The 14479-nt window shown below is 66.2% G+C and carries 8 protein-coding genes (1 of these 8 running past the window's edge); 5 read left to right on the top strand and 3 right to left on the bottom strand.

All coding sequences use genetic code 11. The features are described 5' to 3' along the window. Positions 1-5: 5 nt before the first annotated feature. The 4 genes from AAHK21_RS10440 to AAHK21_RS10425 all read left to right on the top strand — a co-directional run bounded on the left by AAHK21_RS10440 (position 6) and on the right by AAHK21_RS10425 (position 10997). Positions 6-314: a hypothetical protein gene (locus tag AAHK21_RS10440; protein WP_367857198.1), complete on the top strand. Its 309-nt coding sequence runs from the start codon at positions 6-8 to the stop codon at positions 312-314. A 75-nt stretch (positions 315-389) separates the two neighbouring features. Beyond that, positions 390-980 (top strand): phage tail protein, encoded by a 591-nt coding sequence (locus AAHK21_RS10435; RefSeq protein ID WP_367857197.1) that lies wholly within the window; start codon positions 390-392, stop codon positions 978-980. A gap of 138 nt (positions 981-1118) precedes the next feature. After that, positions 1119-9437 carry an Ig-like domain-containing protein gene (locus tag AAHK21_RS10430; protein WP_367857196.1) on the top strand — a complete coding sequence of 2773 codons (8319 nt, stop codon included), beginning with the start codon at positions 1119-1121 and terminating at the stop codon, positions 9435-9437. 63 nt (positions 9438-9500) lie between these two features. Continuing rightward, positions 9501-10997 carry a TolC family protein gene (locus AAHK21_RS10425; protein ID WP_367857195.1) on the top strand — a complete coding sequence of 499 codons (1497 nt, stop codon included), beginning with the start codon at positions 9501-9503 and terminating at the stop codon, positions 10995-10997. 32 nt (positions 10998-11029) lie between these two features. Here the strand turns inward: AAHK21_RS10425 and cysC are convergent, their stop codons facing one another. The 3 genes from cysC to AAHK21_RS10410 are packed head-to-tail and all read right to left on the bottom strand — an operon-like array spanning position 11030 to position 13534. Next, the gene (gene cysC / locus AAHK21_RS10420; RefSeq protein WP_367857194.1) at positions 11030-11605 is read right to left on the bottom strand and encodes an adenylyl-sulfate kinase; all 576 of its coding nucleotides are present in this window, start codon (positions 11603-11605) and stop codon (positions 11030-11032) included. Positions 11606-11661: 56 nt separating this feature from the next. After that, positions 11662-12672, bottom strand: coding sequence for a hypothetical protein (locus AAHK21_RS10415; RefSeq protein WP_367857193.1), 1011 nt, complete (start codon positions 12670-12672; stop codon positions 11662-11664). After that, positions 12662-13534, bottom strand: coding sequence for a LysR family transcriptional regulator (locus tag AAHK21_RS10410; protein WP_367857192.1), 873 nt, complete (start codon positions 13532-13534; stop codon positions 12662-12664). The genes AAHK21_RS10415 and AAHK21_RS10410 overlap by 11 nt, the downstream gene beginning before the upstream one ends. A 151-nt stretch (positions 13535-13685) precedes the next feature. Between AAHK21_RS10410 and AAHK21_RS10405 the strand changes: the two genes are divergently transcribed. Next, positions 13686-14479, top strand: the 5' portion of a protein-coding gene (locus AAHK21_RS10405) for an MFS transporter (RefSeq protein WP_367857191.1). The gene runs 763 nt beyond the window's last position; the window shows 794 of its 1557 coding nt (coding positions 1-794); the start codon lies at positions 13686-13688; its stop codon lies off the right edge, out of view.

Raw genomic sequence — 14479 nt, 5'->3', positions numbered from 1 at the left:
GCCCCATGCATGCCATGCCTACGTTCGACGAACTGCAACAGGCCACCGGCAGCCACTTCCAGCTGTGGGTCAGCGACGACCAGGCGCTCGAGGCGCAACTGCTGGCCGTGACCGAGGGCCAGGCCATGTCGCCGCGCCACCAGCGCTTTGCGGCGGAGTTCGCCCTGCCGAGTGGCACAGCCCTGCCGCAAGCGGTGTTCCGCCTGTCGCCACCGGGCAAAGAGGGTTGGCTGCTGATGATGACTCCGGTGGGCCCCGATACCGAGGGGCGACCGGTGCTGGAGGCTGTTTTCCACGTCGAACGGCCGCTCTGAAGGGGCCTGCCACACGCGTCATTTCCCGCGGGCCAAAGGGCCCGCCCTTGCAGTGTTGTCATAGGAGAGCCGTAGATGAGTGAGCCATTCATTGGACAGATCACCTTGTTCGCAGGCAACTTCGCCCCTCGGGGCTGGGCCTTGTGCAACGGGCAGATTCTAGGTATCAACCAGAACGCTGCGTTGTTCGCGATCCTGGGCACCACCTACGGAGGTAATGGCCAGAGCACCTTCGGCTTGCCTGATTTGCGTGGCCGTGCCCCCGTTCATGCGGGGCAAGGGACAGGGACGAACAACATCTTGCTGGGCGAGGCGGGAGGAACGACATCGACCACCTTGACGCTTTCGAACATGGTGCCCCAGGTCGTGAACATCCCCGCCGCAACGGTTTCGGTCGCCATCCCGGCCACCACTGGCACCGCCGAGCTGGATACGCCCTCGACCGGTGCGGTGCTGGCCAAGTCGGTCGACACCACAGGCTCGGGGCCTGAGATCAAGATCTACACCGCCACGGCCACCAACACCACGCTCAAGCCGTTCGACATCACGGTCCCGGCCAAGACGGCAACGACCTCGGGAAGCAACCTGCCGTTCTCGAACCAGAGCCCTTACCTGGGCATCAACTTCATCATCGCGCTTGAAGGGGTCTTCCCGTCCCGTAACTGAGGCCGGGCAACCAGCAGGCAGGGCAGCGGGGCGCACATCGGCGCCCCGTCGTCCGTTCAGGATTTCCCAACAAGGACAGGCCTTCCTCATTTGCAAGGACGGCGCGCACAAGCAGCCCCAGGGCTGAGCGAGGGCATCATGGCATTCTGGAAACGCGGCAAGGACACCCATAAACAATACGTTTCCACGAGCCGCCCGAGCCTCATCCAGGCCCTGGAGCCGCGCATGATGTTCGACGCCTCGGTAGGCGTGGTCGCCGACCAGGGAGCCCAGGCGGTCGAAGCTGCTGCTGCCGCCACCGTGGCCAAGGACACCGGCGCCGCCAGTGATGCGGCCAGCACCCGCGACAGCGCCAGCCACGAGCCGGTCCACGAGGCGGCACCGGCCACCGCGTCGGTCACAGCAGCCTCGGGCAACCACGAAGTGGTGTTCATCGACTCGGCCGTCAGCGACTACCAGAAACTCATCGCGGGCTTACCCGCCGGGGTCGAGGTGGTGGTGCTGGAGAACGGCAAGGACGGTTTCAAGCAGATCGCCGATTATCTCAACGGCCGCAGCGACGTTACTTCGGTCGACATCATCAGCCACGGCGACCAGGGCTATGTCTACCTGGCCGGCAACGCCATCTGGGCCAACCAGCTGGCCAGCCATGGCGCGGACCTCGCCCGCATCGGCGCGAGCCTGGCGCCGGGTGGTGACATCCGTTTCTTCGCCTGCAACACCGGCGCCGGCAGCGATGGCCAACTGTTTGTCAACGAGGTGGCCCGGCTCAGCGGCGCCGACGTTGGGGCATCCTCCGACTCGACCGGCAACCGCGCCGGCGAGGACTGGGCGCTGGAGACGGTCTCCGGGGTGGTGGCCAGCGGCGTGGGCGTGCAGCGTGGCGACCTGTCGGCGTTCAGTACCTCGCTGGCGACCATCACCGTCACCAGCAAGGACGCCTCGCTCATTTCGGCCGGCGATGGCGGGGTGACCCTGGCCGAAGCCATCCAGGCCGCGAACACCGACACCTCGGTGGATGGTTCCACCGCGGGCAGTGGCCCCGACATCATCGTGTTCCACCAGAGCCTGAAAGGCCAGACCATCCGCTGGACGACGTCCTCGGCGCTGCTCGTGACCAGCAACATCACCATCAATGGCGATGTCGACGGTGACGGCAAGGGCGACATCATCTTCAGTGGCGACGCCAATGACAACGGCATACGCGACTCTGCGGACGCGTCGGGCCTGCAAAGCAATGGTGGTGGCGTGCTGACCGTGCGCAACCTGGATTTCCGTTATTTCTCCAGCAACATCGCCGGTGGCACGATCCGCGCCTTTGGCGGTTCCATCACGGTCGAAGACTCCAATTTCCAGGAGAACTACGGCACGGTGATCAACTCAGCGACCACGGCGGGGTCCACCGTGGTGGTGCGCAACACCACGATCCACGACAACAATGCCAGCATCCTCGGCGGCACCTCCATGTCGACCCTGGTGCGTCTGGGCGGCGCCAACAACCATGTTTTGGAAAACGTGGCGATCTACAACAACACCGGCACCTACGGCGCCACCGGCACGGTGGCGGCCGGCGCTATCATCGTGCTGGGCAACAGCGGCGGCACGGTGCGCATCACCAACAGCACTGTGGCCAACAACGTGTTCCTCAACACCAGCAGCGGCAGCATCACCTCGGGCGGCCTTGGCTGGGCCAGCGGCCAGGCCGGCACAGTGACGGTGCAGAACAGCATCTTCACTGGCAACACCGTCAACGGCACCCAGCTCGATGCCGCCACCAATGGTGGCGTCGGCGGTGGCTACACCAGCACCACCAACCTGATCGGTGCCTCGGTCAACTTCGTCAACACCGCCGCTGGCGACTATCGCCTGGCCAGCACCGCCAGCAACGCCATTGACCAGGGCACCCTCACCGGTGCGCCGGCCACTGACCTGCGCGGCTTCGACCGACCCCGTGGCGGCGGTGTCGACATCGGTGCCTACGAGGTGCTGTATTCGGCGCCACCAGTGGTCGACCTGGATACCGGTAGCGGCGGCAACGACAGCACGGTCAACTTCACCGGCAGCCCGGTGGCCATCGTGCCGAACATCAGCCTCACTCAGACCGACGGCGACACCCAGGTCAGCGGCGCTACCCTCACCCTGGGCGGCGTGCTCGACGGCGGCAATGAAACCCTCTCGCTCAGCGCCGGGCAGATCGCCACGGCGGCCAGCTACGGCATTACCATCAGCGGCTCCGGCACCACGGTGCTGTCGCTCAGCGGCGTGGCCACCCTGGCCCAGTACCGCTCGATCCTCGCCGTGGTGACCTACGGCAACAGCACCGGGGCCTACACCAGCGGCACGCGCAATGTCACGGTCAGCGTCAACGACGACATGGGCAGCACCACCCGCACCGCCTCGGTGGTGGTCCAGCCGCCCAATGCCGCGCCGGTGATCGGCAACCTCAACGGCGACAGCCAGACCTTCACCCAAGGCAGTGGCGCCGTGCTGCTCGACAGCGGCAGCAACGCCACGGTCACCGACAGCGACTCGGCCGACTTTGCCGGCGGTAACCTGACCGTGGCGGTCAGCGGCAACGGCGTGGCCGGCGAAGATCTGCTGGGTATCCGCAACCAAGGCACCGGCGCCGGGCAGATCGGCGTCAGCGGCAATGCGGTCAGCTATGGCGGAGTGGCCATCGGCACTTACACCGGCGGCACGGGCGGCGCCAACCTGGTGCTGACGTTCAACGGCAATGCCACGGCCGCAGCGGTCCAGGCGGTGGTGCGCAACCTTACCTACGACAACAGCAATGCCGCCAACAGCATCGGCCAGGCCACCCGTACCCTGTCGGTCACCATCAACGATGGCGACGGCGCCACTTCCAGCGCGGCGTCGGTCACGGTGGCCATCCACGAGACCGTGCCGCCCACCGCCACCATCAGCCTCAGCGACACGGCCCTGAAAGTGGGCGAGACGGCGACGGTGACCATCACCTTCAGCGAGGTGGTGAGCGGCTTCACCAATGCCGACCTGACGGTGACCAACGGTACCCTGAGCGCGGTGTCCAGCAGCGATGGCGGCAAGACCTGGACCGCCACCTTCACTCCGACCAGCAACATCACCAGCGCCAGCAACGTCATCACCCTGAACAACGCCGGCGTCACCGACCTGGCCGGCAACGCTGGCGCAGGTACCACCAGTTCGGCCAACTACAGCATCGACACACAGCGCCCGACGGCGACCATCGTAGTGGCCGACAGCAACCTGAGCATCGGTGAGACGTCCCAGGTGACCATCACGTTCAGCGAGGCCGTGACCGGCTTCACCAATGCCGACCTGACGGTGGCCAACGGCACCCTGAGCGCCGTCTCCAGCAGCGACGGCGGGATCACCTGGACCGCGACGTTCACCCCGACCAGCGCTATCAGCGACGCGACCAACCTCATCACCCTGGACAACACCGGGGTGAGCGATGCCGCTGGCAACGCCGGCAGCGGCACCACCAACTCGAACAACTACGCCATCGACACCCAGCGCCCGACCGCGACCATCGTGGTGGCCGACAGTAACCTGAGCATCGGTGAAACGTCGCAGGTGACCATCACCTTCAGCGAGGCCGTGACCGGCTTCACCAATGCCGACCTGACGGTGGCCAACGGCACCCTGAGCGCCGTCTCCAGCAGCGACGGCGGGATCACCTGGACCGCGACGTTCACCCCGAACAGCGCCATCACCGATGCGACCAACCTCATCACCCTGGACAACACCGGGGTGAGCGATGCCGCTGGCAACGCCGGCAGCGGCACCACCAACTCGAACAACTACGCCATCGACACCGTGCGCCCGACCGCGACCATCGTGGTGGCCAACCCCACCCTGGCCATCGGCCAGACGTCGCTGGTGACCTTCACCTTCAGCGAGGCAGTCATTGGCTTCAGCAATGCCGACGTGACCGTGGCCAACGGCAACTTGAGCGCGGTGTCCAGCAGCGACGGCGGGATCACCTGGACGGCCACCTTCACCCCGTCGAGCAACATCACCGACACCAGCAACCTCATCACCCTGGACAACAGCGGGGTGGCCGACCTGGCCGGCAACGCCGGCAGCGGCACCACCGACTCGAACAACTACACCATCGACACCCAGCGGCCGACGGCCACCATCGTGGTCGCCGACAACAATCTCACCGTCGGCGAGACCACCACGGTGACCATTACCTTCAGCGAGGCGGTCACCGGCTTCACCCTGGCCGATCTGACGGCGCCGAACGGTAACTTGAGCGGGCTTTCCAGCAGTGACGGCGGCATCACCTGGACGGCGACCTTCACTCCTTCGGTGAACGTGCAGGACGCCACCAACGTCATCACCTTGAGCAACACTGGGGTGACCGACCTGGCCGGCAACGCCGGCAGCGGTACCACCAACTCCAACAACTACGGCGTCAGCACCTTGCAACCCACGGCCACCGTGGTGGTAAGCGATGCGGCGCTGCGTATCGGTGAAACCTCGCTGGTGACCATCACGTTCAGCGAGGCGGTGAGCGGTTTCACCAATGCCGACCTGACGGTGGCCAACGGCACCCTGAGCGCGGTATCCAGCGCCGACGGCGGTATCACCTGGACGGCCACCTTCACGCCAACCAGCAATATCCAGGATGCGACCAACCTGATCACTCTGGACAACAGTGGCGTGGTCGGGGCCAGCAGCGGCAACGCCGGCTCCGGCACCACCGATTCGAACAACTACGCCATCGACACCCAACGCCCGACCGCGACCATCGTGGTGGCCGACAGCAACCTGGCCATCGGCCAGACGTCGCTGGTGACCATTACTTTCAGCGAGGCGGTGACCGGCTTCAGCAACGCCGACCTGACCATCGCCAATGGCACCCTGAGTGCGGTAAGCAGCAGCGATGGTGGTATCACCTGGACCGCGACCCTGACCCCGACCGCCGGCATCACCGACACCAGCAACCTGATCACCCTCGACAACAGCGGCGTGACGGACAGCGCGGGCAACGCCGGCACTGGCAGCACCGACTCGAACAACTACGCCATCGACAGCCAGCGCCCGACCGCCACCATCGTGATTGCCGACCCCACCCTGACCGCGGGCGAAACCACCACGGTGACCTTCACCTTCAGCGAGGCGGTGACCGGTTTCAGCAACGCCGACCTGACCATTGCCAACGGCACCCTGAGCGCCGTGAGCAGCAGCGACGGCGGCATCACCTGGACCGCGACCTTCACCCCGAACGCCGGGGTGCGCGACCTCAGCAACCTGATCACCTTGAACAACACCGGTATCAGCGATCTGGCCGGCAACGCTGGCGTCGGCACCACCTCGTCGGCCAACTACACGGTCGACACCGTGGTCCCCACGGCCACCATCGTGGTCGCCGACAGCGCCTTGCGGGTCGGCGAAACGTCGCTGGTGACCATCACCTTCAGCGAGGCGGTGACTGGCTTCAGCAATGCCGACCTGACCTTGGCCAATGGCACCTTGAGCGCTGTCTCCAGCAGCGATGGCGGCATCACCTGGACCGCGACCTTCACCCCCACCAGCAACATCACCGACAGCAGCAACCTGATCACCCTCGACAACAGCGGCGTGGTCGGCGCGAGCAGTGGCAATGCCGGGGTCGGCACCACCGACTCGAACAACTACGCCATCGATACCCAACGCCCGACCGCAACCATCGTGGTGGCCGACAGCAGCCTCGCGATTGGCGAGACGTCGCTGGTGACCATCACCTTCAGCGAGGCGGTAAGCGGTTTCACCACCGCCGACCTGACCGTGGCCAACGGCACCCTGAGCGGGCTGAGCAGCAGCGACGGTGGTATCACCTGGACCGCGACCCTGACGCCGACCGCCGGCATCACCGACACCTCCAACGTGATCACCCTGGACAACAGCGGGGTGATGGACGCCGCCGGCAACGCCGGTTCCGGCACCACCGACTCGAACAACTACGCCGTCGACAGTCAGCGGCCAACCGCCACCATCGTCATGGCCGACAGCGATCTGCGTGTCGGTGAAACCTCGTTGGTGACCATCACGTTCAGCGAGGCGGTGAGCGGCTTCAGCAACGCCGACCTGACCGTGGCCAACGGCACCTTGAGCGCGCTCTCCAGCGCCGACGGCGGTATCACCTGGACCGCCGTGTTCACACCGAGCAACGGTGTGCAGGATGGCACCAACCTGATCGTACTGAACAACACGGGCTACACCGACCTGGCCGGCAACAGCGGAACCGGTACCACTTCATCGGCCAACTACACGGTCAACACCGTCGTCCCCACCGCCACCGTCGTGGTTGCCGATACGGCCCTGCGCGCGGGCGAGTCGAGCCTGGTGACCATCACTTTCAGCGAGGCGGTGAGCGGCTTCACCCTGGCCGACCTGACGGTGGCCAACGGCACCTTGAGCGGATTGAGCAGCAGCGATGGCGGCATCACCTGGACCGCGACCCTGACACCCGGCAATGGGGTCGAGGACACCAGCAACCTGATCACCCTGGACAACAGCGGCGTGGTCGCGGCGTCTTCCGGCAACGCCGGCGTGGGCAGTACCGACTCCAACAACTATGCCATCGACACCCGCGTTCCCAGCGTGACCAGCGTTGGTGGCCCAGCGGGGGTTTCCTACAATGCCGGCGACGCGCTGGTGTTCGTGGTCAACGCCAGCGAAGCGGTCCAGGTCACCGGGGCGCCGCGCCTGGCCCTGGACATCGGTGGGCACACGGTGTTTGCCGAACTGGTGGCGGGCGCCGGCACCTCGACCCTGGTGTTCCAGTACATCGTCCAGGCCGGTGACAACGACGCTGACGGCATCACCGTGACCGGCCTTGCCGGCAATGGCGCGACCCTTGTCGACGCTGCTGGCAACGCCATGGACCTGACCCTGAATGGCGTGGCCGATACCCACCAGGTGCTGGTCGATACCCAGGCGCCGAGCGCGGTCGGCATCGTCACCCTCGACCCGTCGCCGAGCAACGCCCAGAGCGTGCGCTTCACCGTGACCTTCAACGAGCAGGTCAATGGCGTCGACCTCAGCGATTTCAGCCTGGTCGGCACCGGCTCGGCCAGCGGCACGCTCAGCGGCCTGCAAGCGCTGGGCGGTGGAGTCTATATCATCACCGTCAGTGGCGTGCACGGCACCGGCACTCTGGGCCTGAACCTCAATGGCAGTGCCACGGGTATCACTGATGTGGCCGGTAACGCACTGGTCGGTGGCCTGACCGGCGCCACATACAACATCGACCGCGACGCCCCCACGGTGAGCAGTGTCGGCGTGCCGGTCGGCGTCCCCTATAACACGGGCGATGTGCTCACCTTCGTGGTCAATACCAGCGAAGCGGTGCTGGTCGACGGCGTGCCGCGGCTTGCCCTGGATGTCGGCGGGCGCACGGTTTACGCCGATTTCGTCGCCGGCTCAGGCACGCCGACGCTGGTGTTCCAGTACCAGATCCAGGCCGGCGACAACGATGCCGACGGCATCCAGGTGCTCGGCCTGTCGGCCAATGGCGCGAGCCTGCACGATGCGGCCGGCAATCAACTGACACCGGGGCTGAACAATATTGGCGACAGCCACGGGGTCATTGTCGACAGCACGCCACCCGGCGTGGTCTCGATCGTGGCGAATCCGTCGCCGACGCCGGGCAGCCAGTCCTTCACCGTGACCTTCAGCGAGGACGTCAGTGGTGTGGACCTGGGCGACTTCGAACTGCTGGCCAGTGGCAACGCCAGCGGCACGCTGCAGTCGCTGGTACGCCTTGACGGCCATACCTGGCAGGTCAATGTTGCAGGGGTGGCGGGCAGTGGTGGCCTGGCCCTTGGGCTCAAGGCCAGTGGCACGGGCATTCGCGATGGCGCAGGCAACGCCCTGGTCGGCGGCTTCGCCGGGCAAAGCGTGACATTGCAGTCGACCGACGGTGATCCGGAATTCCGCGCCTACCCACCGGCGCGCCCGGGCCAGGCCAGCCCAGGCACGCCAGTGGTGATCGCACCGTTGCCGGTAACGGCGCCGTTCCAGTCGCCGCTGCTGCCACAGCCGTTGTTCGAAGTGCCGACAGTTGGCGGCGGGCTGCCGACCTTGGGCAATCTGTTCATCCAGAACGGTGCGCTGGCGCCCAGCTACCTGGCCCAGGTATTCGCCGGCCAGCACGCCGACAGCGGTATCGGCAATGGTTCGGGGGCCGGTTTCCTCGGCTTTGGTGGCGGTGACGCCAATGTCTTCGGGGCCAGCAGCCTGGCCAACATCTTCGACAAGACGCTGCCGGATGACGGTGGCCAGTATGAACTGAGCGGAGGCAAACCATTCCGCCAGGGGGCAGAGGCGGGGGCGGGCAAGGGCCTGACCGGGGCGCCGACCCTTGGGCAGCAGTTGCAGGCCTTCCGGGAGGGGGAGCAACACCAGGCCAGGCAACTGGCGCAGGCGTTGGGGCAGGTCGAGGTACCCGTGCCGCAGGCCTGAGCCGGCGCACGCGAGCAATCCAATTAGAAGAAAAGCAGTGCCGTACCAAGGGGGCGGACAGGGATGAGCAGAGCATCGAGGATTTTTGCGGTAAGCGTACTGGCACTGGCGGTAACAGGGTGCGCGGTCAAGACCCAGCCCATCGACCGCAGCGTCAGCGAGCAGCGGGCGCGGGCGGACCTTGCCAGCATGTTCAAGGGCCAGGAGGCCTTGCAAGGGCCGCTGACCCTGCACCAGGCCATGGCCCGTGCGGTCAAGTACAACCTGGAGGCACGCCTCAAGATCATGGAAGAAGCCCTGGCCCAGCGCCAGGTCGACCTGGCCACCTTCGACATGCTGCCGCGCATGGCCCTGTCGGCCGGTTACGCCGGGCGCAGCAATGTCAGTGCTTCGAGCAGCCAGAGCGTGCTGACCAATACCCAGTCCCTGGAGCCATCGACCTCCCAGGACCGCGACCGCGACGTGGCCGACCTGACCATGGTGTGGAACGTGCTCGACTTCGGTGTCAGCTATGTCAGCGCCAAGCAACAGGGCGATCAGCGCCTGATCGTCCAGGAACGCCGGCGCAAGGTGGTGCAGACCATCATCCAGGACGTGCGCTCGGCCTACTGGCGGGCGGTCGCCGCCGAGCGCCTGCTCAAGCAGATCGACGCGCTGATGGTGCGGGTCGAGCAGGCGCGGGACAACAGCCAGCGCATGGGTGACCAGCGCATTGGCGACCCGATCCAGGCGCTCAACTACCAGCGCTCGTTGATCGAGGCTACCCGCCAGTTGGAGGAACAGCGCCGTGCGCTGTCGCTGGCCAAGACTGAACTGGGGGCGCTGATCAACCTGCCGCCGGGGAGCGAGCTGACCCTCGCCGCCACCGACGACTACAGCGTGCCGGAGCTCAAGGTAGGCCTCGAAACGCTGGAGCAGCAGGCCCTGGCCACGCGCCCCGAGTTGCGCGAACAGGACTACCAGGCGCGCATCAGCGCCGCCGAGGTACGCAAGTCGATGCTGCGCATGCTGCCGGGGCTGGAGTTCTCGGCGGGCGGGCACTACGACAGCAACAGCTTCCTGACCAACCAGCACTGGGCCGATTATGGCGTCAAGGTCACCTGGAACCTGTTCAACGTGCTGTCGGGGCCGGCGTCCATCGAGGTCGCCAAGGCTGGCGAACAGGTGGTCGAGGCGCGTCGCCAGGCGATGTCGATGGCCATCCTGGCCCAGCTCTACGTGGCCAATGCCAATTACAACGAAGCTCGCCGCCAGTTCGCCACCAGCCAGCAACTGGTCGCCCTCGACCAGCAGATCGTCGAGCAACTGCGCAATCGCCACCAGGCGCAGGGCATTGGCGAGCTGGAGCTGATCCAGGGGGAACTGAATGCGCTGCAGGCCGATCTGCGCCGCGACCTGGCCTATGCCGAGCTGCGCAACAGCTATGGCCAGGTGTTCGCCAGCGCCGGGCTCGACCCGCTGCCGCAGACCCTGCCGTCCGGCGAGCTCGCCGACATTGCCCAGGCCCTGGGCAACAACGAGGCACGCTGGCAGCGTGGCGATATCGCCCCGGGCAGTTGAGTGCAACCAGCAGGCGCGGGGTCAGTCCGCGCCTACTGCGCTTGGTGCAGTACCCGCTGCTGTACGTACGCCAACAGTTGCGCCGTGGCTATCGGCAGCGGCACTTGTGCCGTCTCCACCACCAGCTCCGGTCGCTCCGGCACTTCGTAGGGCGCATCGATCCCGGTGAAGGCCGGCAGCTCTCCCGCCCGGGCACGGCGATACAGGCCCTTGGGGTCGCGGGCCTCGCAGGTGGCCAGATCAGCCTTGACGTGCACTTCGTGGAAGCCCGCCTTGCAGGCTTGGCGCGCGGTGGCGCGTCCGGCGCGATAGGGCGAGATCAACGCGGCAATGCAGATCAGCCCGGCATCGGCAAACAGCGCCGCCACCTCGGCTGTGCGGCGGATGTTTTCGTGGCGATCCTCGGGCGAGAAACCCAAGTCGGCATTCAGCCCTGTGCGCAGTACATCACCGTCGAGCACGTAGCAGCCATGTCCAAGCTCATGGAGCTCTCGGGCCAGGGCCTGGGCCAGTGTCGACTTTCCCGCGCCTGAGAGTCCGGTAAGCCAGATGACTGCGCCAGCTCGGGCACGTGCCGGTGGATGTTCATCGCTTCCTGCGTGATGCACCTTGGACGTCTCCGAAAGGGGGAGGGCCCGAGTGTACTGCGCGGCGTGGTGGAATGTCAGTGGCTGGGGAACAGCAGCTGGGCAACACCTGGATCGGTCAGCAGGCGGGCGGGGTCATGGCCGATGCCCGGCAGTACGTACTGACGATGCGCGAGCGTAATCGACCAGCGCTGGGCCAGAAAAGCCTCGTAGCGCAGGTAGTTGAGTTGCCGCTCGACCCGGTCACTGCCCTGGGCCTGGGCTGCACAGCTGCGGTCCATGATCCGGCTGTGGGGGTGGCGGTCGCGCTCGCCGACCAGGTAGGTCACGTCGCGTGCGGCGTAGCGGCTGAGCACCTGGCGGGCATCGAGATGCTGCGTGACGAAGTAGTCCGGTGCGCCTGGCAGGCCATAGCGGTAACGGTCGTAGTCGGCGCACTGCGCGGCAGGTAAAGGGGCGAAGCCTTCGCCAAGGGGGCGGTTGGCATCCAGGTACAGGTAGGTGGAGGGGCTGGCGACAATGTAGCGCACATGGATGCCGAGGGCGCGCAACGCCTGGTCGCCCGTGCCGAGCAGCGTGTAGCGCTGCAACAGTTGGCCGCCGGCGGAATGGCCGATCAAGGTGATGTCTCCGAGGTGTGGAAATCGATGACGATCGGCAAGGTAGGCGAGAAGGTCGTCGAGCACGGCAAATGCTGAGATGCCGGAACGTCCAGCCACGGACTCGTGGCCCTGCAGCCATTGGCTCTTCACCCATAAGGGCGGAGTGGGTGTTGCCTGGGGATCGTCTTCGCTGAAGAAGCGGGGGGCCAGCAGCAGCGTGTCGTCCTGGGTGAGTCCCGCATTGCCGAGCAGGGTCAGGCCGCTGCGATAGTAGTGGTCGGCATCACGGTGTACGCCATGGAGCACGATCACTGCGTGTTGGACCGGCAGGCGGGTATCGAGCCTGGCATTGGCATAGGTGAAGAAAGAGTAGGGCACAGGCTTGCCCAGCGCCATCGTCTGCATGGCGTCGCCGGCCCTCGAGGGCCAGGCCAGGCAGGCGAGCAATGCCAGCAGTGCCAGCAGAGCCCGATGATCATTCGGCACCTTGGCGCACTCCTTCTATATAGCGCAGCACTGCGGGCGACTTTTCGAAGCGGCGGTGCACCAGGCTCAGCCATGAACTTGCCTGGGCGTCGGCGATGGGCCGGTAGTTGACCTGGGGCAAACTGATGCGCTGGACCACCGACGCCGGTACCACGGCCACGCCCTGGCCCAGTGACACCAGGGTGAGCACCGCCACCAGGCTGCCCGGTTGCGGCCCCAGGCGCGGGGTGAAACTGCCCTGGCTGGCAATTGCCAGGGTGCCGGAGATCTGCTCGGGCAAGATGAAGGTTTCGTCGGCCAGGCGTGAGGCCGGGATGGTCTTCAGTTCGTTGAGGCGCGAGCTGGCCGGTAGCGCCAGGACGAAACCTTCCTGATGCAGGGCGATGGCATTCAGGGTCTGCGGCAGCTCCATCGGCGAGCGCAAGTAGGCGAGGTCGAGTTGGCCCTCGTCGACAAGAGAGGGGAGCTCGAGCATGGGCACTTCGCGAATGTTCAGCTGTATGCCGGGATAAGCCTGGGCAAACCGACTGACCTGTTGCTGTAGGGTGCCGGAGTAAGCCGCCGAGGCAACGTAGCCGAGTTCGATCCGCCCACTGTCGCCGCGACCGGCACGCTGTGCACCCAACTGCGCGGCGTCGAACTGCTGCACCGCCTGTTCGGCCTCGGTGAGCAAGGCCTGGCCGGCGGCGGTGAGGCTTACCTCGCGCTGGCTGCGCTCGAACAGCCGCACGCCCAGCTCACGCTCCATGTCCTGGATCTGCCGGCTCAGGGTCGGCGGGGCGATCCCCAGTTGCTCGGCGGCGCGGGTGAAGTGGCCGTGGCGGGCGACGGCAAGGAAGTAGCGGAAGTGACGTATCTCCATGGGGCCTCGTTAGCCAGGCGCTAATGACGCGGGACGTGCTGGCTAACAAGCCGGGCGCCCTGCGGCGTTATGGTTGAGGCAACACTACAAGGCTGGCGTCGTGGCGGTAAAGCGGCGACGACCTGCCTGCTCTCTATAACGGAGCCTTGCCATGCCTGCAGCCGCCTCACCACGCTTCACCCTGTTCACCGCCTCGGCGGTGTGCGCCGTGATCATCCTCGACACCAACATCGTCGCGGTCAGCCTGCCCAGCATTGCCCGCGATCTGTCCGGCTCGTTCAGCGACATCGAATGGGTGGTCAGTGCGTACTTGCTGGCGTTCGCTGCCTGCCTGCTACCCGCAGGCAGCCTGGCCGACCGCTTCGGCAGGCGGCGCATGCTGCTGCTCGGCCTGGCGCTGTTCGGCGCAGCCTCGCTGGCGTGCGGCGCCGCGCCGAGCCTGTTGTTCCTTGATCTGGCCCGCGCAGCCAAGGGCATCGGTGCCGCGTTGTTGCTGACTGCCGCGCTGGCCGCCATCGGCCACCGCTTCCATACGCCGCAGGAACGCATGCGGGCCTGGGCCTTCTGGGGCGCCTGCATGGGCGCGACCATCACCTTCGCGCCGCTGCTCGGTGGGCTGATCGCCAGTAGCTTGGGCTGGCGCTGGATCTTCTATATCAACCTGCCGCTGGTGATCGTGCTGGCGTTCATGGTCGTACGCAGTATCGAGGAGTCCCGTGACGGTTCGGCGGCGCGGTTCGATCCACTGGGCAGCCTGACTTTCGCCGGTGGCCTGGGCTACCTGATCTGGGCCTTGATCGACGCCAATCGGGTCGGTTGGGACAGCGCCCCCACGTTGGGGCGTCTGCTGATCGCCGCGTTCCTGCTTGGCCTGTTCGTGATGGTCGAGCGCAGCCAGGCGCGGCCGATGGTCGACCTCGGCCTGATGCGCAGCGGGCGCTTCAT

Origin of the sequence: Pseudomonas sp. TE50-2, assembly GCF_040813665.1 — a bacterium.
Classification (GTDB): domain Bacteria; phylum Pseudomonadota; class Gammaproteobacteria; order Pseudomonadales; family Pseudomonadaceae; genus Aquipseudomonas; species Aquipseudomonas soli.
This window is presented reverse-complemented; position numbering and strand designations above follow the sequence as displayed.

What these genes read in the sequence shown, in the direction of transcription:
- AAHK21_RS10440 (WP_367857198.1), top strand. Translation starts at nt 6, where the DNA reads ATGCATGCCATGCCTACGTTCGACGAACTGCAACAGGCCACCGGCAGC.
- AAHK21_RS10435 (WP_367857197.1), top strand. Translation starts at nt 390, where the DNA reads ATGAGTGAGCCATTCATTGGACAGATCACCTTGTTCGCAGGCAACTTC.
- AAHK21_RS10430 (WP_367857196.1), top strand. Translation starts at nt 1,119, where the DNA reads ATGGCATTCTGGAAACGCGGCAAGGACACCCATAAACAATACGTTTCC.
- AAHK21_RS10425 (WP_367857195.1), top strand. Translation starts at nt 9,501, where the DNA reads ATGAGCAGAGCATCGAGGATTTTTGCGGTAAGCGTACTGGCACTGGCG.
- AAHK21_RS10410 (WP_367857192.1), bottom strand. Translation starts at nt 13,534, where the DNA reads ATGGAGATACGTCACTTCCGCTACTTCCTTGCCGTCGCCCGCCACGGC.